We start from the raw sequence: 20,714 nt of genomic DNA on the forward strand, positions 1-20,714 counted from the left end.
CCCGATGGCAGACCAGCGCGCCGAACTGACCTGGAAAGACGGGCAGATACCTGTCTCAGGCCGTTTCGACGACCCCTATTTCTCGTTGCAGAACGGGCTGGAGGAGACGCGGCATGTGTTTTTGGCGGGCAATGACCTGCCCGCGCGGTTTGCGCCGGGGTTTCATATTGCCGAGCTTGGTTTTGGCACCGGCCTGAACTTGCTGACTGTCTGGTCCGAATGGGAAAAGGCTGGCCAAACGACCCCGCTGACATTCACCAGTTTCGAAGCCTATCCAATGGCGCCAGACGACATGACGCGTGCTCTGGCCGCCTTTCCTGAGTTGTCCCCTTGGGCCGACCGGTTCCTGTCCCAATGGCAGGGCGGTACCTGCGATCTGGGCACCCTGCAGCTTGAGGTTATCGAGGGCGACGCGCGGTCCACCCTGTCCGCATGGTCGGGGCAGGCCGATGCCTGGTTTCTGGACGGGTTCTCTCCGGCCAAGAACCCCGAACTTTGGGGTGCGGACCTGATGCAACAGGTATCCGATCACACGGCCCCCAACGGGACCACCGCCACCTATACCGCCGCCGGGTTCGTTCGGCGCGGGTTGGAAGACGCGGGGTTCACCGTCACTCGCGCACCCGGCTATGGGCGCAAACGCCACATGACCCGGGCGGTGAAGCCATGACCCAGCAGAACAACACTCGCGCCGGTATCGCGCTGATGATCGCGGCGACTGTGGTTTTTGCGCTGCAGGACGGTATCTCGCGCCATTTGGCCGGGACGTACAACACCTATATGGTCGTGATGATCCGCTATTGGTTCTTCGCAGCATTTGTCGTCGCTCTGGCGCTGCGTGCGCCCGGCGGTATCGCGGCCACGGCCCGCACCAGCCAGCTTGGGCTGCAAATCCTGCGCGGGGTGCTCTTGGCGGGGGAAATCTGCGTCGCAGTCTATGCCTTCACCATCCTGGGGCTGATCGAAAGCCAGGCCGTGTTCATCTGCTACCCGCTGCTGGTGGCGGCACTCAGCGGCCCGGTTTTGGGCGAGAAAGTCGGTTGGCGCCGTTGGTCCGCCATCGGCGTGGGCTGCATCGGCGTGCTGATCATCCTGCAGCCGGGTGTGGGCGTCTTTAACCCTTGGGCGGTGATCCCATTGATCTCGGCCCTGATGTTTGCCGTCTATGGCCTGCTGACCCGCTATGCGGCGCGGCGCGACACTACCGCCACCAGTTTTTTCTGGACCGGCATCGCGGGGGCGGTTGCCATGACGGCTGTGGGCGTGTGGTTTTGGGAGCCTATGCAGGGCGGTGACTGGCTTTGGATGGGCCTGCTCTGCCTGACCGGAGTTCTGGGACATTGGTTGTTGATTAAGTGCTACGAAATGGCCGAGGCCAGCGCCGTTCAGCCCTTTGCCTATTTTCACCTGATGTGGAGCGCCATTCTGGGAATCTCGGTCTTTGGTGAAAGCTTGAGACCCGCGGTTGTTGCAGGGGCCACATTGGTTATTGCCGCCGGACTGTTCACCTTATGGCGCGAACGACGCCAGAGTTGACCCGATCAGTTCCTCGGAAAATGGCACCGGCAACGCCTGCTGCCCCAACCGTGCGCGATACACAGGCAGGCTTTCGGCGACGCGCATGACATAGTTGCGGGTCTCGCTGAAGGGTATGAATTCGATCCAGTCGACGATATCGGCCTCACCCCGGCGCGGGTCGCCATTGCGTTTCATCCACGAGATCGGCCTGCCCGGCCCGGCATTATACCCCGCAGCCATCATCACCACATTGCCGTTGAATTCTGCTGCCAGCTCGGACAGGTAATTCGCCCCCAATTTGGCGTTATATCGCCAGTCCGAAGTCAGTTTTCCGGTTTGGTGGCTGCTTAGAATGCCCATGTTCCGGGCCACAACTTTCGCCGTCGCGGGCATCACCTGCATAAGCCCGCGCGCGCCCGCGCCGCTGATGACAACCGGGTCAAACTCGCTTTCGCGCCGGGCGATTGCTAGCGTCATTTCCTTTGCCATAGGTAGGCCTAGATCTGCCACCGGATGAACCGGGTAATACGCGGCGGGCAGAACAACGCCGGTGGTCGCGGCGCGCTTGGCGATCATCACCGCCAGATGTGGTTCGTTCAGTTCGATGACCAGATCGCCCAGTTGGCTTGCCTGAACGGGGTCGAGCCCCTCAACCAGATGGGTCAGGAACCGCTCGGATAGGTTTGCCTCACCTGCGCGCAACAGCAATAGCCCCGCTTCCAGAACGCTGGAATCGGCAAACTCCGCTTGTTTCCAGTGCGGTGCCCTTCGCGGGTTTGCCAGATCGCTGTCGAAGGGGCGCCCTATCCGTTCGGCGGCAAGAAGCCCGTAGAACGAGGTCTGGTGATCAGCACCCATGGCATAGGCCTCATAAGCCTTTTCCGCATCCCCCTGCGCGGCATAGGCCCGACCCAGCCAATACCCGCCGCGTCCCTTGGAAATCGGTGACTGCACCGCGCCCGAGAAGTTTTGGAAATGCCGTACAGCCGTTGCGGGATCATTCAACCGACGCAGGGCAAGGAACCCGGAAAGCCATTCGAGATCGGCATAGGCATAGCCCATGTCCGGCGTCATATGGTGACTAGAGGCAATCTTGTATGCGCGGCTCATATCACCGTTGCGCATCTCAAGCCGGGCCAACCGGCGACGGCCCTCGGCCCATTTGTCTGGCTCGCCCAGAGCATCCGGGCTGGATGACCGCGCCAGCATCAGATCAATCGCACTGTCATCCAGTTCCTTTTTGTCTCGCCAGACAAAGCGGTCAAAGGCAAGCCCCGCCGATCCGGCCACGGAATCGGGAACCGCCCCTACTTTGGCATCAACACCCGGCGCACGTTTTTGCAATGCAATCCGCGCCTCGGCCAGCTTGCGCTGATCGTCATTCACCAATGGCAGCATTTGTCCTGCGCTGATCAGATGACCGTCCCACAGCATCCGGTCTAGCCGCGCCGCGTGGTGGGGTTTCAGCAATGTTTCAAAGTTCTCGATATAGTCTTTCTGCAGGCCCGATCCCATCGGCATCGTACGCCAGGCGGTGACGATATCCGCCTGCGCATCACCCTGCCGTCCCTTAGCCTTCAGCGCTACGGCGAAATTCAGCGCCCCTTCCGCCGTTTGCGGGGCAGTGTCGGCGTAGAATTTCAACACCCGGTCCGGGTCCGCCCCGGTAAAGGCGGGTTCGCTTTCGCGCCGTAACCATGCCAGCCCCGGCCAATCCGGCCTGCGGTTCAGAAATACCAGCACATCGCCCGAGCTTCCGAACCCCTCGCGCAGCCAATGCCATACGATGATGTCACGTGACACAGATCCGCGCGGGCCTGCCTCTTGCAGCGCTGCGTTCCAATCGCCCTTTCGCATTTCATACATGCCAGCGCGCAGATCGCCCACCGAGTCGGCTTGGGCCGGCCCGAAGGATGCCAGAATCACCGCTGTCAAAAGCGCCAGAACGCGTGTCATGCCTTGCATTTCCCAACCAACCAAGGATAGAGCCATTTAGGATAAACCTTGCGCCGGCGGGATCAACACACATTGCTAGGAATGTGATTGCCCAAGGCGCAAAAATTGCTAACCGCACAGCAAGGAGCGTGTCATGTTCAAAGGCTCGATGCCAGCCCTCGTTACCCCGTTTTCGAATGGCGAGTTGGATCTGGGCACGCTCAAACGTTTGGTGGAATGGCAAATTCAGGAAGGCTCGACCGGTTTGGTGCCGGTGGGGACCACCGGTGAAAGCCCAACCCTAAGCCATGAAGAACACGAAACGGTGGTGGCAGAAGTTGTCAATGCCGCAGCCGGTCGTGTCCCGGTGATCGCTGGTGCGGGCTCGAACAACACGGTCGAGGCGATCCGATTCGTTCAATTTGCGCAGCAAGTCGGCGCGAATGCCGCTCTGGTGGTGACCCCGTATTACAACAAGCCGACCCAGAAGGGCCTAATTCAGCATTTCCGCACCCTACATGATTGTGCCGATATTCCGATCATCATCTACAACATTCCAGGCCGTTCCGTCATCGACATGACTCCCCAGACGATGGGTGAGCTGGCCGAGTTGCCAAGGATCGTTGGGGTTAAAGACGCAACCGGAGATTTGGGGCGTGTCAGCCAACAGCGCGCCTCTTGCGGGCCTGAGTTTTGCCAACTGTCGGGCGAAGACGCCACGGCGCTGGGTTTCAATGCGCATGGTGGTGTGGGCTGTATCTCGGTCACGGCGAATGTTGCGCCCAAGCTCTGTGCCGAATTCCAGCAGGCCACCCTGCAGGGGGATTATGCCAAAGCGCTGACTTATCAGGACCGCCTGATGCCTCTGCATGAGGCGATCTTTATCGAACCCGGTCTGGTCGGGGCCAAATACGCCCTCAGCAAGCTGGGCCTATGCAGCGAAGAAGTTCGCTCGCCCCTGACCACGTTGGACGACAGCACCAAAACTACTATCGACGCAGCCATGAACCACGCAGGTCTGCTGTAACCAGGGGTGTTCTTGGCCTGATCCGATCTTCATCTGGCCAAAAATACCTCGGGGGATGAATTGGCCTGTCTGGGCCAAGAAGGGGGCTGGCCCCCTTCTTTACCGTTTGCCGTAATACAGACCCACGACATGCTCGGCCTGCGCAAAGAACAGCCAGCGCGAAACTGCAACGCCTGCCACATGCGACAGCGCAGCCAGAAGAGCGAAGAAGTGGTTGAACGGCAGGATCAGCAGGATGACCGGCAATAGGAAGGCCAGCACAAACGAGATGACCCGCAATTTGTCCGCATGTTTCCTGCCAACCACGTGGACAAATTCGCGCAGAAGATAGTTTGTACCTGTATGTGGAGGCTCAAACGCACGCACTGCCCCGCGCTGCCCCAAACCCGTAGCGGTGCCAAGGTTTGTTCCTGAGTTCGCAAATGCCTTATCCCCTTGCCACCAGTAAAATGTCTGCGCAACGGCAGCGACCACCAACAGAGGGACGGCAAGGCTGACCTGACCGGCCAGAAGCGAGCCACCGGCAAAGCTGAAGCTCAGAAACATGATTGGTGTCAGTTTCATGTTCCAGCGTGGGATTGTCTTGAGCTGGGTGTAGATCATTGAGGTGGTGAAAACTGTTGCCAGCGAAAACAACGCGCCAAGGACGCCCAGAACACCCCAACGCTGACCAAAGATGACAGCGCCCAGCGCGTAGAGGCCCATAAGAATCAAAGCGATCACTGCGCACCAACCCTCACGGCTGAGCCAGCTTGACCGCCATTGGGTGAATGCTTTCCACGCACGTTCAGGATGGCCCAGGTGAAAGGTCGAGGCCATCAGCCCACCCACCGACAGGCCAAAGGCCATGGCATAGAATACGAAGGCCACCCACCCGGTGACATCCGGCATCCCAAGGCCCAGAAAAAACAGCAGCCCAAAGCCCAGACCGGACAAGGTGGTGAAGATAATGACAGATGGGGCCGGATGCATCAGAGCTTCTCCAGTGTCTTGTCGAGCCAACCCAGAAAGCCCTTGGGCTCTTCGGCTACCGGGGCCAGAAGGGGCGCGAGAATGTCGATCTGGTCCTCGATCTGATCTTTAGGGCGAGGTGGCAGGTATTTGTTGACGGGCTTGGTGCCCATTTCAGGCATCAGATCCATGCCACCACGTTCGGCGACCAATTTGCTGACATCGCTATCTGCGTCGCCCAGATCACCGAAATGGCGGGCTCCGGCGGGGCAGGTCCGCACACAGGATGGCACGCGGTCCACTTCGGGTATGTTCTCGTTATAGATGCGATCCACGCAGAGGGTACATTTCTTCATCACGCCCTCGGCCATATCCATCTCACGCGCGCCGTAAGGGCAGGACCAGGCGCAAAGCCCGCAGCCGATACAGTCGCTTTCATTGACCAATACGATACCGTCCTCGACCCGCTTATAGCTGGCCCCGGTGGGGCAGACGGTGACGCAGGGCGCGTCCTCGCAATGGAGGCAGGATTTGGGGAAGTGGATCAGCTGGGCGTGACCCTGTTCGGGTTGGACCTCGTAGGAATGTACCCGGTTTAGGAAGGTGCCGGACGGGTTGCCGCCATAAGCGTCCTGATCCGACAGGGGCGCCCCGTAGTTTTCGGTGTTCCAGCCTTTGCAGGATATCACACAGGCATGGCAGCCGACACAGGTGTCCAGGTCGATGACCAGACCCATTTTCTTGTCTGTGGATTGGGGGAGCTGGGTCATTTTCCTACCTTCCACGCCAGATCTTTTGGTCCGGTGCCGACCGGTGATTTGATCGGTTTGAATTCGGGCTGGCTTTCTGCATCCGAAGGTGGCGCCGCCTTTTCGATCCTGACCTTCAGGTCGAACCAAGCCGCCTGACCTGTAATCGGATCAGAATTGGCCCAGCGCATTCCATCGCCTTTTGACGGCAGCAGTTCGTGGATCAGGTGGTTCAGCAAAAAGCCTTTGGTGGCCTCTGGTGCGTCTTCCTGCAGGGCCCAAGCACCTTTGCGTTTGCCGATGGCATTCCAAGTCCAGACAGTATTTTCATTCAGCGCGGCCATCTCCATGACCGGAACAGTAATTTCCCCGTGCGGAGACGTCACTTTGGCCCAGTCGCCGTCCTGCATCCCGTGTTCGCGCATCAGTTTGGTTGGCACATAAAGCGGGTTGCGCCCGTGTAGCTGGCGCAGCCAGGCGTTTTGGGTGCCCCATGAGTGATACATCGCCATCGGGCGCTGAGTCAGGGCATTGATTGTGAAACCTTCATTGCCCTGCTGATCGGTTTCGTACCAGATCGGCAGCGGGTCCATGGTGTCCTTGAGGCGCTGGCGCAGATTTTCCGGCGGTTGCCGGTCCCCATGGCCTTCGGCGGCCAGCTGGAACTTGCGCATCGGTTCTGAATAGAGCTGGAACAGATAGGGTTGCGGGCTGTCGTAGATACCCATCCCCACTGCCCAATCCTGATAGGCAGCGTTCCAGGGTTTGTAGTAATCCGCCCCTTCGGGGATATGCGCGACGTAGAAGCCGCCATTTTCGATGTAGCGATTTAGCTGGTCGGGGTTGACCTCGCCACGACCTTCTTTGTCGCCATTTTCGCCTCGAAACCCGGCCAGCGGGCCGATACCGGGCTTTCGCTGATGGTTAACGATATAGTCAGCGTAGTCTTTCCACTTCGGCGTACCGTCTTCGTTGGTAAAGCCTGGCAAGCTCATGCGGTTGGCCAGTTCCACCAGCACCGACTGAAAGCCTCGCACGTCGCGGTCGGGCTCGATCACCGGCCAGCGGATTGCGTCGGCGGCGGCGTCTGCCTCGCAGATCGGGCGGTCAAGCAGCGAGATACAGTCGTGCCGTTCAAGATAGGTGGTGTCGGGCAGGATTAAGTCGGCATAGGCCACCATTTCCGAGGAATAGGCATCGGAATAGATGATGTTTGGGATGACATATTTGCCGTCTTCGGTCTTGGCGGTCAGCATCTCCATCACACCTTTGGTGTTCATGGAGGAGTTCCACGACATGTTCGCCATATACATGAACAGCGTGTCGATCTTGTAGGGATCACCGGCGGCGGCGTTTGAGATTACCATATGCATCAGCCCATGGGCTGACATCGGGTTTTCCCATGTGAATGCTTTGTCGATCCGTTGGGGAGTGCCGCAGTCGTCCAGCAACAGGTCTTCGGGCCCGCGGGGGAAGCCTAGATGCGGGCCTTCCAGGGGTCTGCCGGGGCGGCGGTCGCCATGCGGGGTTGGGTGCGCCTCGACTGGTTTGGGATAGGGCGGTTTGAAGCGGAAACCGCCCGGAACTTCGACCGTGCCGAGGATGATCTGCAGCACGTGCAGCGCGCGGCAGGTCTGGAACCCGTTGGCATGGGCCGAGATGCCACGCATGGCGTGGAAGCTGACCGGGCGACCGATCATCTTAGCATGGGATTCGCCGCGGAAATCGGTCCATTCCTGATCCAACTCGATCGCCTCGTCAAAGGCGACGCGGGCGATTTCCGCCGCGATGGCGCGAATGCGACTGGCCGGGATGCCACAGCGGTCAGCCACGGCCTCAGGGGCGTGCTCGTCGCTTAGGTATTTCTCGGCCATCAGGTGGAAAACCGGGCGATGGGTGACGCCGTCCTTTTCGTAAGTAGCCGACAAGTCCGGGCGCACGCCCGGCTTGTCGAACGCAGTGAGTTCGCCTGTGGCCCGGTCGATCACCAGCGGTTTGCGGTCACTATCGCGCAAGAAAAGACCCTTCTCGGGGCCTTCGGATGCGTTCACCAGAACAGGCGCGTTGGTATAACGGCTGAGGTAATCCAGGTCGATCTTGCCCGCTTTCATCAACACATGGATCAGCGATAGGATGAATAACCCATCGGTGCCGGGGGTGATCCCGACCCAGTCATCGGCCACAGCGTTATAGCCTGATCGGATCGGGTTCACACCGATCACCCGTGCGCCGCGTGCCTTGATCTTGCCGATCCCCATCTTGATCGGGTTGCTGTCGTGGTCTTCGGCCACGCCGAACAGCATGAACAGTTTGGTGTGGTCCCAGTCGGGCTGGCCAAACTCCCAAAACGCACCGCCCATCGTATAGATGCCGCCTGCTGCCATGTTGACGGAACAGAACCCGCCATGGGCGGCATAGTTTGGGGTTCCAAAATTCTGTGCCCAGAAGCTGGTGAAGCTTTGGCTTTGGTCGCGTCCGGTAAAGAAGGCCAGCTTGTGCGGTGCGGTTTCGTGCAACTCGTTCATCCAGCCGACGGCAGTGCTGATTGCCTCGTCCCATTCGATCTCGCGGAACTCGCCCGATCCGCGCGGGCCGACACGGCGCAGCGGTTTGCGTAGGCGCGACGGCGCGTTGACCTGCATAATGCCCGCGGACCCTTTGGCGCACAGAACGCCTTTGTTCACCGGGTGGTCTCGGTTGCCCTCGATATAGGCGACCTTGCCGTCTTTCATGTGAACGTTGATGCCACAGCGGCAGGCGCACATGTAACAGGTGGTCTGCCGGATCTCGTCCGAGACTTTGGGCGAGGTGTCAATCACTGGCTGGTTCATAGGCGCCCCTGTAGTTTGCAGACCGGTATTCCCCCGAGTATCGCCGGGAACCGGAATAAAATTTGTTTTTCACGGACTTGTCGAGACTTATATTCCGTTTTCGCCATGTTGCGCTTGAACGGCAGTCACGGCGATCATGTGAAGGATGTCCTCTGCCGTACAGCCGCGCGATAGATCATTTGCCGGCTTGGCCAGGCCTTGTAGGACTGGCCCGATTGCCTCAACCCCTCCGATGCGCTGTGCGATCTTATAGCCTAGATTGCCCGCATTCAGGCTGGGGAAGACAAAGACATTCGCTTCGCCCTTCAGTGGCGAATCCGACGCCTTTTGCGCCGCAACCTCGGGGACAAAGGCGGCATCGAACTGCAGCTCTCCGTCGATCAGAAGGTTCGGATCTTTTTCGCGTGCGATCCGGGTTGCCTCGACGACCTTGGATACTTTTGGGTGTTCGGCGCTTCCCGAGGTGGAAAAAGACAGCATTGCCACACGTGCCGTGTTTCCAGTCAAAGCTGAATAGGATGCGGCTGATGCGCGGGCAATTTCCGCCATTTCTTCGGCGTTTGGATCCACCACCAGGCCACAATCGGCAAAGATGCGCGCGCCTTTGACCTCGTGATGATCCTGACAGAACAGCATGAGAAAAAAGCTGGATACCATTGTTGTACCCGGCGCTGTTCCGATGATCTGCAACGCCGCGCGAACTGTGTCAGAGGTGGTTTCAACCGCTCCGCCCACGGTGCCGTCAGCGATACCCTGATGCACCAGCATGGCGGCAAAGGTCAGCCGGTTGGTGATCTGTTGCCCTGCCTCTTCAAGGGTCATGCCCTTGTGCTTGCGGCGATTAAACAGCGCTTCAGCCAGTTCCGTGGTAATTGAGGAATGCGCCGGGTCAAGAATGTCTATCCGAGTGGGATCAAATCCTTCATGCGCATCCAGAAGGGCCGAAATTTTGGCCCCGTCGCCGATCAGGATGATCCGTGCAACGTCCTCTTTTACGGCCCTGACCGCACCTTCCACGACGCGGGGATCATCGCCCTCTGACAGGGCGATGATCTTGTCCGACGCGCTGGCCGTCCCGAGAATGGCGCGCAGCGGTTTCACGCGGATTATACCCCGGCCTGCGGTTCCATGTCGTCATTGCTGATGCCTGCCACCGCGACCGGTTTCTTCATTGCGTCCCGACGGAACGGTTCGCCCAGTTCCTGGTTGATCATGGCTTCGATCAGCGTGGTGATCCCATTCTTCTGATCCTCAATGGCCTGATTCAGGGCTGCAGTCAGCTCGTCCTGTGTGCGGGCCACGACACCTTTCAGGCCACAGGCCTGAGCGATACCGGCATAGGACACTTTGGTGTCCAGTTCGGTTCCGACAAAGTTGTCGTCGAACCACAGGGTCGAGTTGCGCTTTTCCGCACCCCACTGATAGTTGCGGAAAACGATCTGGGTGACTGCGGGCCATTCATCGCGGCCGATTGCGGTCAGTTCGGTTACAGCAATACCAAAGGCGCCGTCACCTGAGAATCCAACGACGGGCACATCCGGGCAACCGATCTTGGCACCCATGACAGATGGCAATCCGTATCCACAGGGGCCGAACAGCCCGGGGGCCAGATATTTGCGGCCCGCTTCAAAGGATGGGTAGGCGTTGCCGATGGCACAGTTATTGCCGATGTCGGACGAGATGATCGCCTCTTTCGGCAGGGCTGCCTGAATGGCGCGCCACGCCATGCGCGGGCTCATCCAGTCGGGCTTGGCTGCTCGGGCGCGTTCGTTCCAGGTTGTGCCCGGATCGTCCTGCTCGTGGTCCATCGAAGTCAATTCCTGCGCCCAGCGTGACTTGGTTTCCGCAATCTTCGCTTTGCGTGCATCGCGTCCTTCGTCACCTGCGGTGTCCGACAGCTGTGCCAGGATATTGGTTGCAACAGTGGCTGCGTCGCCAACAATACCGACAGATACCTTCTTGGTCAGGCCAATGCGGTCGGGATTAATGTCAACCTGAATGATCTTTGCATTAGCCGGCCAGTATTCCATACCATAGCCAGGAAGAGTCGAGAACGGGTTCAGGCGAGTGCCGAGACACAGAACCACGTCTGCTTCTTTTATCAGCTCCATACCGGCTTTCGAGCCATTGTAACCCAGCGGGCCAGCAAACAGCGGGTGCGAACCCGGGAAGGCGTCATTGTGCTGGTAGCCAACACAAACCGGGGCGTCCAGACGCTCGGCCAGTGCTTTCGAGGCTTCGATGCCGCCCGCAGACAGAACCGTGCCCGCTCCGTTCAGGATGACAGGGTTCTTGGCATCCGACAGCAGCGCGGCGGCTTCGGTAACGGCTGATGCGCCGCCAGAAGGCAGTTCAAATTCAACTACGGCAGGCAGTTCGATATCGACAACCTGAGTGAAGAAATCACGTGGAACATTGATCTGTGCCGGTGCCGAGGCGCGCTTGGCTTTGGTGATAACGCGGCTCAGAACTTCGGCCATCCGCGAAGGGTCGCGTACTTCTTCCTGGTAGCAAACGCAGTCCGCGAACATGCGCATTTGTTCCATCTCCTGGAAACCGCCCTGACCCATGGTCTTGTTTGCGGCCTGAGGGGTCACAAGCAGCAGCGGGGTGTGATTCCAGTAGGCGGTTTTGACGGCAGTAACAAAGTTGGTGATCCCGGGTCCGTTCTGCGCGATCATCATCGACATTTTGCCGGTGGCGCGTGTGTATCCGTCAGCCATCATCCCGCCCGAGCCTTCGTGTGCGCAATCCCAGAACGTAATGCCAGCTTTTCCAAAAATATCCGAGATCGGCATCATCGCCGAACCGATAATCCCAAACGCATGCTCGATCCCGTGCATCTGCAGAACTTTTACAAAGGCCTCTTCGGTGGTCATTTTCATCTGATTTGTCTCCGCGGATTTGTGGATGAAGCCGGACTATCAGCCCAGCCTTTGGGTACGGTTGTGGCCCAAGGGACGGAATGGCGTTAGGTCCAAAACGAAATGCGGATTAGGTCCAGACGCGGGCTACTGCGTTTGGATGGCATCCGCGATCAGCTTCACGCCCGGAGCGATGCGGTCGGGCGCGATGGATGAGTATCCGAGCCGATAGAAGTTCTGTGGCCTATCCGGCCCTGCGAAAAACGGTGCACCAGGCTCGATGTGAACGCTTTGGTTTTGCAGGCTGCGCGCCAGCTGGGACATGTCGACGTGTTCGGGGGCGGACATCCACATCGAAGATCCGCCCATCACACCGCGCCCCGCCACCGACAGCCCGTATTCGTCGATAGCCTTGTCCATTGCATCCCGCCGCTTGGACAGCTCTTTGGACATGCGCCTGATCTGTGCATCGTAATGTCCCAGAGACAGAAAATACGCTGCCGTGCGCTGAATGTGGCCCGGCGGGTGGCGCAGCACCAAAGAGCGCAGCGCGCGCGCCTCGCGGATAAACGGCTCGGATCCAACCATGTAACCAAGGCGCAATCCAGGGAACAGCGATTTTGAGAAGCTGCCCACATAGATGACACGTCCATCCCGGTCCATGGACTTCAGCGCGGGTGAGGGCGCCCCCAGAAACGCCATTTCGAATTCATAGTCATCCTCGACCACCATTGCGTCCAGATCCCGGGCACGATCCAAAAGTTGGCGGCGACGGGTGATCGGCATGGTTGCGGTTGTCGGGCTCTGATGGCTGGGCGTGGTGAAGATGACATCCGTTTCATCGGGCAGCGCCTCGGGTGGCAGGCCATCCTTGTCCACGCCAATGGGTACGACCGCGCAGTCCCAGTGGTTCAACAGGCTGCGCAGCGCATAGTAACAGGGGTCTTCGATGACGGCGGTGTGATTGTGAGTCAGCAGAATGCGCGACGCCAGCCAAAGTGCGTTCTGCGCCCCCAGTGTGATCAATATTTCTTCGGGGCGGGCCGAGATTCCACGGCGGGGCAGAGTGTGGCGGGCGATGAACTCGATCAGCAACGGATCGTCCTGATCGACATAGTCGCGGGTCAGCGATTCGAAATCCTTGTGCCCCAATGCCCGCACTGCGCATAGCCGCCAGTTGGCATGATCGAACAGGGTTCGGTCCGCCTGACCATAGATAAAAGGATAGGTATAGTCCCGCCAATTCCAGGGCTTGGGCAACACATCCGAATCTACAAACCGGCGGGCCAGCGCCTTGTCCCAATCCACGGTCTCAGTGCCCCGTTGGATGGGCGTGTATTTAGGCGGTACTGGCGCATTTTCCGACACATAATACCCAGATCGGCCTCGGGCGGTCAGGTAGTCATTGGCCAACAGCTCGGTATAAGCCAATGTCACGGTGATCCGGCTGACACCCAGATGCGTGGCCAGTTTACGCGACGAGGGCAGTTTTTCTCCGACATGGAAACGGCCTGACAGGATGCCTTCTGCAATCATCTGCTGAATCTGGGCCTGCAAGGTGCCTTGCCCATTCAGCTCTAGAAAGAACGTATCAACTGATATCCCCATAAGACCTTATAGAGTGGCCTTATTGATTGAGCAATCTGGACTCACGCTCTTTTCACGAATTCTGATCAGAATTTGTTGACGGTAGCTTTCAATATCTCTATATAACTAGAAATCTAGTTTATTGGAGTTGTGGATATGTGGGAAACCGCTGCAGCAGGATTTTCGGCGATGGGGTCAGAGGCGCGACTGAAAGTCCTCAAGACACTCGTTCGCGCCGGAGAGGCCGGGCTCACCGTAGGTGAAATCCAGGAGAGAACCGGCATTGCCCCGTCGACGCTGGCCCATCACCTCCGGTTTCTTGCGGCCGGTGATGTTGTCGAACAGGAAAAGATCGGGCGCACCACGATCAACCGTGCCCGGTATGACCATCTCAGAAACCTCGCGCAGTTCATTCTGTCGGAATGTTGTGCGGACGAAACTGGAAAGGCGGCAAACGATGGCTGACCTTACTCAGAGCCCTCGGGCCCCGTTCAAAGCTGTCTTCGACCTGATCAAAACCCCATGGGCGGTGATTGTCGCCATTCTGATCGCGGTGGCGATACTCGACCCTGGGAATCTAACGGAAGTGATAACATTTGCCGGCAAGGCACTGGCCCATACCGGCCAATATATTCTGTTTGCTGTGCTGCTGTTGTCATACCTCAAGGCCACCGGTGCCGAAGTCATGGTGGCCCGAGCCTTTGAAGGCCGCGAAACGCGGATGATCCTTTTGGCTGCCCTATTTGGCGGGTTGGCCCCATTCTGTTCCTGCGAGGTCATCCCGTTCATTGCTGGTTTACTGGCGCTTGGGGCGCCACTGTCTGCGGTTATGGCGTTCTGGCTCAGCTCTCCGCTGATCGACCCGCCGACGCTATTGATTACGGCTGGCGCATTGGGATGGCCCTTTGCTATCGGAAAAGCCGTAGCCGCAGTGGCACTTGGCCTGTTTGGCGGATTCGTCGTGCGCACCATGACGCGCAGCGGTGTGTTGACCCAACCTTTGCGGAACTACCAACCAACTGGATGCGGCAGTTGTGGACCTAAGCAAGAGGACAAACCGGTCTGGAAATTCTGGCATGACCCTGCGCGCCGGAATAGATTTCGTAGCGAGTTCTTTCGAAACGGCCTGTTCTTGTTGAAATGGCTGGCGCTTGCCTATGTTCTCGAGGCGTTGCTGATCAATTATGTACCCGCTGATCTGATCGCACGCGCGGTCGGAGGAGACGGCGTGTTGCCCATAATCATCGCGGCACTTGTTGGGATGCCGGCCTATCTGAACTCATACGTCGCGCCGCCGCTATTGGCAGGTCTGATGGAGCAGGGGATGAGCGCCGGGGCAGCAATGTCCTTTATGATCGCGGGTGCGGTCAGCTCGATCCCGGCCATGGCTGCGGTATGGTCGCTGGTCAGGCCGAAAGTGTTTGTGACCTATCTGGGCCTGGGGATAGTCGGCGCAGTGATCGCAGGGATCATCTTTCAGATGATCTGAAGGAAAAACCGCCCGGTGTGGACACCGGGCGGTTTTGCTTTGTCAGCTTGCTTCGCAATAGCGCGGAAGTTTGAAGCGATACCTTGGTTCACCGCTTTCCACATAGACCCGCTTTTCGACACAGGCGCTTTGGCCGACGGTCTGGGAAATCGGGGCCTCGGTCGAAGTGATCGACGTCGCGGACCCGTCGGGTAAACGTACCGAGGCAATCACCCCGTTCTTGAGGTCGCCGTTGATAGCGGTGGCGGACAGAACCGGGACGGTCATGAAGGCTTCGTGTTCATGCGTGCCGTCGTCGTTCAGCAACAGCAGGGCTGCGGCAACCGCGATAACGCCTACGACACCGAACGCGAGCAGGCCCCAGGTTCTTAGGAAGGCATAGATTGTCACGGCGCGGTGTGGGCCAAAAATGGCAGACAGTATGTTCAGCATCAGAGTCTCGTCAAAAAAGCCCCGGCCAGTTTGACCGGGGCTGTCTGCGTATCAGAAACGCGGATCGCTTTCGTCTTCATCCTCGGCCTCGCCTTTGGGCAAGTTGAAGAAACTGTCGGCGTCGATGATCGGCTCTTCTTTCTCCTCGGGGGAGTCATCAGACAACGAGAAGGTCTCGAGACCCTCGATCGCCGTTGGAATTTTGGGCGCTGCGTCCATTTCCAGTGACTGCTCGGTCGAAACCAGCTTGCGGCGCTCATCATCGCTCATGACGCCACCTTCAGCGGCTTTCTTGGCGGCGGCTTTCTGCACGATTGCGTCCAGCTCGGACTGTTTACACAAGCCCAGAGCGACGGGGTCAATCGGTTGCATGTTCGAGATGTTCCAGTGCGTCCGCTCGCGGATCGACTGGATGGTCGGCTTGGTGGTGCCGACCAGCTTGGCAATCTGACCGTCGCTGAGTTCGGGGTGGAACTTGACCAGCCACAGGATCGAGTTCGGACGGTCCTGACGCTTGGACAGCGGGGTATAGCGCGGGCCACGACGTTTTTCCTCGCCACTAGCAGCGGGGTTGAACTTGAGCTTCAGCTTGTGCAGCGGGTTGCCCTGCGCCACATCAATCTCTTCCTGCGTAAGCTGGTTGTTGGCGATCGGGTCGAACCCTTTGACGCCAGCGGCCACGTCGCCATCGGCGATGCCCTGCACTTCCAACTCGTGCATTCCTACGAAATCCGCGATCTGCTTGAAGCTGATCGTTGTGTTGTCTACTAGCCATACGGCTGTTGCCTTGGCCATAAGCGGTTTTGCCATCAGCCCGTCTCCTATGCATACATCTTTCCCGTCGCCGGAATTCGGCGGCCCCGTGATCTTGGGGCAGGTTTCCGTTGTCGGGGAACTTGGGCTGTATATAGTCGCGGCAGGGCAAGAAGGGAAGAGGCGAATGCGCTGGCTGGTTCTATGGGTTTTCAGTGCAATGACGGCGCTTGCCGAGGGTGAAAAACCGGGCGCGTTCGACTACTATGTCCTGGCACTTAGCTGGTCGCCGAACTGGTGCGCGCGCGAAGGCGATGCGCGTGGGTCCGATCAATGCGATGTACGGCATGATCACGGCTGGATTCTACACGGGCTTTGGCCGCAATTCCATCAGGGCTGGCCATCTTATTGCCGCACGGCCGAGGCCCCGCCGACGCGGACCATGACCCGTGAAATGGAAGATATTCAGGGCAGTTCCGGTCTTGCCTGGCATCAGTGGAAGAAGCACGGCACCTGCTCGGGCCTAAGCGCTTCGGACTATTTCACCTTGTCGCGGCAGGCCTATGGGTCGGTCGAGCGCCCAAAGGTGTTCCGCCAGTTGGACGCATCTGTGAAACTGCCCGCATCTGTCGTGGAAGAGGCGTTTCTAATGGCCAATCCGGGGCTGGAGCGCGACATGATCACCGTCACCTGCAAACAGGGCTATATCGAAGAGGTGCGCCTGTGCCTGTCGCGCGATCTTGATCCGGTGCCGTGTGGCCGGGATGTGATCAAGGACTGCGCGGCCAAAGACGCGCTTTTTGATCCGATTCGTTAGGGTTTGCGGTAAAGGCGAGATGGTGGGTAATCGCAACTTCTACGTTGTTGCCACCGCATCCTGTTCAATAGCCAGATCGTGCCGAGGCTAAGGCCTACCTTGCTATTCCAAAGTCCTCAGGGCCACTGCGATACCATAAAGCTAGTCGGAATTGCGTTTCGGTTTTACTTCGGAATGGAACGCGCGCATGTTTCCCTTTTGGCGTGCGGCTGCCCGCCAGAGTTTCTTTCGCGCATCGCCTGGCTCTAAATGCGCGTATTCACCGCCGGAAAACTTGGGCCAGTCCAGAGCCAGTCCAAGTTTAACCAATTCTGCGGCGACATCAGTACCATCTGGAAGCGTGCACTTGGCGACGATCCGATCGTAGGAAACCTCTTCTTTGATTTCGGCTGTGATCACCATGCCTTTGCACATCTTAATCAGCGCAAACTTGGATTTCTTGCCCCAGGGATGCTCAAGCTCGGGCGCATCGATTCCGGCAACCCTGCTCTTGGTGCCGCTTATCACGATCGTGTCGCCGTCGATTACGTGGCACTTGCCTTTGAGAGTCCGTGTGGTTGGATAAGCCGAGGGCGGCTGCTTTGACGGAACCGGTCGTGCTCCGGTGATCGCAGGTCGTTTAGTTGGTTGGAAAGGCACCACCCTAGATCGTTTGCGCGATGATCCGAACAGGGCCTTCAATATATATCTCAACATATGAAAAACGCATTCTAAATCTGCTTAATCGATGCGTAGAATGTTAGGCTGGATACAGTATTTGTGTAAACTTGATATTTGAATTCGACCAAGTGTCGAAGCTCAACTACAACTCCTTCCGCGCCCTCAGCGCCGCCGTAATCGTCCCGTCATCCAGGTAGTCCAACTCGCCGCCAATCGGCACGCCCTGCGCCAGCGAGGTCAGGCGCACCTGCCCGTCCAGTTGATCGGCTATATAGTGCGCGGTGGTCTGGCCATCGACAGTGGCGTTCAGCGCCAGAATGACTTCGGTGATCCCCTCGGCTGTGACCCGATCCTTGAGGCGAGGAATGCGCAGCTCATCCGGGCCGACTCCATCTAATGCCGACAAGGTGCCGCCCAGCACGTGATAGCGGCCTTTGAAAACCGCTGCGCGTTCCATCGCCCAAAGGTCGGCGACGTCTTCGACGACGCACAGCTCTCCGGTCGCGCGGACTTCGCTATCGCAGATGTCGCAGATATCCGAAGTGCCTACATTGCCGCAATTCAGGCACTCACGGGCAGTGATGGCAACCTGTTGCATCGCGTCCGCAAGCGGTGTCAGCAGAAGGGCGCGTTTGCGGATCAAATGCAGCACTGCGCGACGGGCCGAACGTGGGCCGAGGCCTGGCAGTTTGGCCATCAGGTCGATCAGATTGTCGATATCGCTGTTCGAACTCACTGCGCTTGCTCCTGCATAAGGGCCGGGCAGTTGGGCCCGGCCGGTATTTCGTCAGGAGTGCCTATCAGAACGGCAGCTTGATGTCTGCGGGCAGGCCCATACCTTCGGTCAGCTTAGCCATCTCAGCCTGCGACCGTTCTGCGGCCTTGGCCTGAGCATCTTTGACGGCGGCCAGGATCAGATCTTCGACCACTTCCTTGTCGTCGCCGTTAAAGATTGACGGGTCGATATCGAGACCTTTCAGCTCTCCCTTGGCCGTGGCTGTTGCCTTGACCAGCCCTGCACCGGATTCGCCGACAACCATGATGGTATTCAGCTCTTCCTGCATATCCGTCATCTTGGTCTGTAGATCCTGCGCGGATTTCATCATCTTGGCCATGTCACCCAGGCCGCCGAGTCCTTTGAGCATCGGTATTCTCCTAATATTCGGTTTGACGCCTAAATACGGGCGCGGTCGGCGCGGCACAAGGGCCGAGCTGGCTCCCGCCCGTCGTCAAGGCCTTTGGCCAGACCTTTCCTCCCGTTGGGCCCGGGAGGTTTCCAGTTGGGTCAGATGGGACGGTTTCAGTCTTCCTCGAACGGGTCCCATTCGTCTTCGACCTCGGGCAGCGCCTCGGTTTCCACTTTGGCGGCACGTTCTTCCGGTGTTTCAATCCGCTTGATGCGTGCTTTCGGAAATTGCATGAGCACCGCCTGAACCAACGGGTGTTTCTCAGCCTCTGCTTTCAACGCCAGCTCGGCGGCGTCTCGAATCTCGGCGATGGTCGCAACCTCACCATCGGCCACAATCGACACAGCCCAGCGGTTGCCAGTCCATCGTTGCAGCGACGAACCCAGTCTCGCTGCCAGATCTGTGGGTGCGTTCTGTGTCGGGGTGAATTCGATCCGCCCCGGTTGGTAAGAAACCAGCCGCACCCCGTTTTCGACCTCGACCAGAAGTTTCACATCCCGATTGGTGCGGATCAATTCAACCACGTGGTCAAAACTCGGATACCGTGCCAGCGCCGATTGGATATCATGGGCCAGAGCCGCCGAAGGCGCGCCGGCGGGGCTGCTAGTTGCGGACACGTAAGAAGATGATGCCGCTGGTACCGGAGCCTGAGAGGGCACGGCCATACCACCGCCCGGACCACCATTCGGAGGCGGTGGCGGGTTGTCCTGCAGGCGCTTGATCAGCTCTTCGGGGCTGGGCAAGTCGGCAACATGGGTCAGGCGGATAACGGCCATTTCAGCAGCCATCATGGCATTTGGCGCGGCCGATACCTCTTCCAGCGCTTTCAGCAACATCTGCCACATCCGGGTCAAAACGCGCATTGGCAGGGCCTCGGCCATTTGCTGACCACGGGCACGTTCATCAGGGGAAACCGTCGGGTCCTCGGCTGCGTCTGGCGTGATCTTCACAACCGAAACCCAGTGCGTGATTTCGGCCAGGTCACGCAGCACGGATAGCGGATCGGCCCCTTCGGCATATTGCCCGCCCAATTCAGTCAGCGCGCTTGCTGCATCCCCTCGCAGGATCATTTCCATCAAGTCCAATACCCGGCCCCGGTCGGCCAGACCCAGCATCGCGCGCACCTGATCGGCGCTGGTTTCACCGGCCCCATGGCTGATTGCCTGATCCAGCAGCGAAGTTGCGTCGCGCGCCGACCCTTCGGCCGCGCGGGTGATCAGCGCCAGGGCATCCTCCGCGATCTGTGCCTTCTCAGCCGCTGCGATCTTATTGAGCAGGCCAATCATGTCCTCGGGTTCGATCCGGCGCAGGTCAAATCGTTGGCACCGCGACAGAACAGTCACCGGGACTTTGCGGATTTCGGTCGTGGCAAAGATGAACTTCACATGCGCAGGAGGTTCTTCCAACGTCTTGAGCAGCGCGTTGAATGCGCTGGTCGAAAGCATGTGAACCTCGTCGATGATGTAGATCTTATAGCGCGCACTGGCGGCGCGGTATCGGACCGAGTCGATGATTTCGCGGATATCATTCACGCCGGTTCGGCTGGCGGCGTCCATTTCCATCACATCGACGTGGCGGCCTTCCATGATGGCGACGCAATGTTCGCACTGGCCGCAGGGTTCGGTCGTGGGCTTGCCTTCGCCATCGGGGCCAATGCAATTCATGCCCTTGGCGATGATCCGGGCCGTGGTTGTCTTACCCGTACCGCGGATGCCGGTCATGATGAAGGCTTGTGCAATCCGGTCGGCCTCGAACGCGTTTTTCAGCGTGCGCACCATTGCGTCCTGACCGACGAGGTCAGCAAAAGTTTCCGGGCGGTATTTTCGCGCGAGAACCTGATAGGCGGGGCTGGGCGTGTCGGTCATGTCTGCTCTGTTGGATTCGTGTCAGGTTTGCAGCGTAGAGACCCCCGCC

Annotated in this window: 19 protein-coding genes; 6 read left to right on the forward strand and 13 right to left on the reverse strand. The window is 58.8% G+C overall.

Features of this window, described 5'->3' with window-relative positions; all coding sequences use genetic code 11:
* Nucleotides 1–4: 4 nt before the first annotated feature.
* Together mnmC2 and AC2FFF_RS11060 are read left to right on the forward strand one after the other, a co-directional pair.
* Nucleotides 5–670, forward strand: coding sequence for a tRNA (5-methylaminomethyl-2-thiouridine)(34)-methyltransferase MnmC2 (mnmC2, locus tag AC2FFF_RS11055; RefSeq protein ID WP_281973083.1), 666 nt, complete (start codon nucleotides 5–7; stop codon nucleotides 668–670).
* Nucleotides 667–1,536, forward strand: a complete 870-nt coding sequence (locus AC2FFF_RS11060) for a DMT family transporter (protein ID WP_281973084.1) — start codon at nucleotides 667–669, stop codon at nucleotides 1,534–1,536. The genes mnmC2 and AC2FFF_RS11060 overlap by 4 nt, the downstream gene beginning before the upstream one ends.
* On the opposite strand, the gene AC2FFF_RS11065 is transcribed toward AC2FFF_RS11060, so the two are convergent.
* Nucleotides 1,510–3,474, reverse strand: a complete 1,965-nt coding sequence (locus AC2FFF_RS11065) for a lytic transglycosylase domain-containing protein (RefSeq protein WP_281973085.1) — start codon at nucleotides 3,472–3,474, stop codon at nucleotides 1,510–1,512. The genes AC2FFF_RS11060 and AC2FFF_RS11065 overlap by 27 nt on opposite strands.
* A 133-nt stretch (nucleotides 3,475–3,607) precedes the next feature.
* On the opposite strand from AC2FFF_RS11065, the gene dapA reads away from it, so the two are divergent.
* The gene (gene dapA, locus AC2FFF_RS11070) at nucleotides 3,608–4,480 is read left to right on the forward strand and encodes a 4-hydroxy-tetrahydrodipicolinate synthase (protein WP_142637014.1); all 873 of its coding nucleotides are present in this window, start codon (nucleotides 3,608–3,610) and stop codon (nucleotides 4,478–4,480) included.
* A 99-nt stretch (nucleotides 4,481–4,579) separates the two neighbouring features.
* Here the strand turns inward: dapA and AC2FFF_RS11075 are convergent, their stop codons facing one another.
* The 6 genes from AC2FFF_RS11075 to pdxR form a co-directional block, all read right to left on the reverse strand.
* Nucleotides 4,580–5,452 carry a dimethyl sulfoxide reductase anchor subunit family protein gene (locus AC2FFF_RS11075; protein WP_281973086.1) on the reverse strand — a complete coding sequence of 291 codons (873 nt, stop codon included), beginning with the start codon at nucleotides 5,450–5,452 and terminating at the stop codon, nucleotides 4,580–4,582.
* A complete protein-coding gene (locus AC2FFF_RS11080; RefSeq protein ID WP_271949727.1) occupies nucleotides 5,452–6,201 on the reverse strand; it encodes a 4Fe-4S dicluster domain-containing protein in 750 nt (249 codons plus the stop codon). Before AC2FFF_RS11080 ends, AC2FFF_RS11075 begins: the two co-directional genes overlap by 1 nt.
* Nucleotides 6,198–9,011 carry a molybdopterin oxidoreductase family protein gene (locus AC2FFF_RS11085; protein ID WP_281973087.1) on the reverse strand — a complete coding sequence of 938 codons (2,814 nt, stop codon included), beginning with the start codon at nucleotides 9,009–9,011 and terminating at the stop codon, nucleotides 6,198–6,200. Before AC2FFF_RS11085 ends, AC2FFF_RS11080 begins: the two co-directional genes overlap by 4 nt.
* Before the next feature lie 87 nt (nucleotides 9,012–9,098).
* The gene (gene pta / locus AC2FFF_RS11090) at nucleotides 9,099–10,112 is read right to left on the reverse strand and encodes a phosphate acetyltransferase (protein WP_281973088.1); all 1,014 of its coding nucleotides are present in this window, start codon (nucleotides 10,110–10,112) and stop codon (nucleotides 9,099–9,101) included.
* Nucleotides 10,113–10,117: 5 nt separating this feature from the next.
* Complete coding sequence (gene xsc, locus AC2FFF_RS11095) at nucleotides 10,118–11,896, reverse strand: sulfoacetaldehyde acetyltransferase (RefSeq protein ID WP_142637005.1); 1,779 nt, start codon at nucleotides 11,894–11,896, stop codon at nucleotides 10,118–10,120.
* A gap of 126 nt (nucleotides 11,897–12,022) precedes the next feature.
* Nucleotides 12,023–13,483, reverse strand: coding sequence for a MocR-like pyridoxine biosynthesis transcription factor PdxR (gene pdxR, locus AC2FFF_RS11100; protein ID WP_281973089.1), 1,461 nt, complete (start codon nucleotides 13,481–13,483; stop codon nucleotides 12,023–12,025).
* A gap of 135 nt (nucleotides 13,484–13,618) precedes the next feature.
* Between pdxR and AC2FFF_RS11105 the strand changes: the two genes are divergently transcribed.
* The gene (locus AC2FFF_RS11105) at nucleotides 13,619–13,927 is read left to right on the forward strand and encodes an ArsR/SmtB family transcription factor (RefSeq protein WP_142637001.1); all 309 of its coding nucleotides are present in this window, start codon (nucleotides 13,619–13,621) and stop codon (nucleotides 13,925–13,927) included.
* Entirely contained in the window at nucleotides 13,920–14,951 is a 1,032-nt protein-coding gene (locus AC2FFF_RS11110) for a permease (RefSeq protein ID WP_271949736.1), read from the forward strand. Before AC2FFF_RS11105 ends, AC2FFF_RS11110 begins: the two co-directional genes overlap by 8 nt.
* Nucleotides 14,952–14,993: 42 nt before the next feature.
* Here AC2FFF_RS11110 and AC2FFF_RS11115 read toward each other — a convergent pair whose 3' ends face one another.
* Both AC2FFF_RS11115 and AC2FFF_RS11120 read right to left on the reverse strand, forming a co-directional pair.
* On the reverse strand, nucleotides 14,994–15,383 hold the full coding sequence (locus AC2FFF_RS11115) for a hypothetical protein (RefSeq protein ID WP_281973090.1): 390 nt from the start codon (nucleotides 15,381–15,383) through the stop codon (nucleotides 14,994–14,996).
* Nucleotides 15,384–15,434: 51 nt separating this feature from the next.
* Nucleotides 15,435–16,193 (reverse strand): DUF1013 domain-containing protein, encoded by a 759-nt coding sequence (locus AC2FFF_RS11120; protein ID WP_142636995.1) that lies wholly within the window; start codon nucleotides 16,191–16,193, stop codon nucleotides 15,435–15,437.
* A gap of 130 nt (nucleotides 16,194–16,323) precedes the next feature.
* Between AC2FFF_RS11120 and AC2FFF_RS11125 the strand changes: the two genes are divergently transcribed.
* Nucleotides 16,324–16,953, forward strand: coding sequence for a ribonuclease T2 family protein (locus AC2FFF_RS11125; RefSeq protein ID WP_281973120.1), 630 nt, complete (start codon nucleotides 16,324–16,326; stop codon nucleotides 16,951–16,953).
* 141 nt (nucleotides 16,954–17,094) lie between these two features.
* Here the strand turns inward: AC2FFF_RS11125 and AC2FFF_RS11130 are convergent, their stop codons facing one another.
* The 4 genes from AC2FFF_RS11130 to AC2FFF_RS11145 form a co-directional block, all read right to left on the reverse strand.
* Complete coding sequence (locus tag AC2FFF_RS11130) at nucleotides 17,095–17,592, reverse strand: thermonuclease family protein (RefSeq protein ID WP_281973091.1); 498 nt, start codon at nucleotides 17,590–17,592, stop codon at nucleotides 17,095–17,097.
* Between the two features lie 163 nt (nucleotides 17,593–17,755).
* A complete protein-coding gene (gene recR, locus AC2FFF_RS11135; RefSeq protein ID WP_142636989.1) occupies nucleotides 17,756–18,349 on the reverse strand; it encodes a recombination mediator RecR in 594 nt (197 codons plus the stop codon).
* A 64-nt stretch (nucleotides 18,350–18,413) separates the two neighbouring features.
* Nucleotides 18,414–18,758 carry a YbaB/EbfC family nucleoid-associated protein gene (locus AC2FFF_RS11140; protein ID WP_142636987.1) on the reverse strand — a complete coding sequence of 115 codons (345 nt, stop codon included), beginning with the start codon at nucleotides 18,756–18,758 and terminating at the stop codon, nucleotides 18,414–18,416.
* A 155-nt stretch (nucleotides 18,759–18,913) separates the two neighbouring features.
* Nucleotides 18,914–20,665: a DNA polymerase III subunit gamma/tau gene (locus AC2FFF_RS11145; RefSeq protein ID WP_281973092.1), complete on the reverse strand. Its 1,752-nt coding sequence runs from the start codon at nucleotides 20,663–20,665 to the stop codon at nucleotides 18,914–18,916.
* Between the last annotated feature and the right edge of the window lie 49 nt (nucleotides 20,666–20,714).

It is taken from the genome of Ruegeria sp. YTSA226 (genome assembly GCF_059609905.1).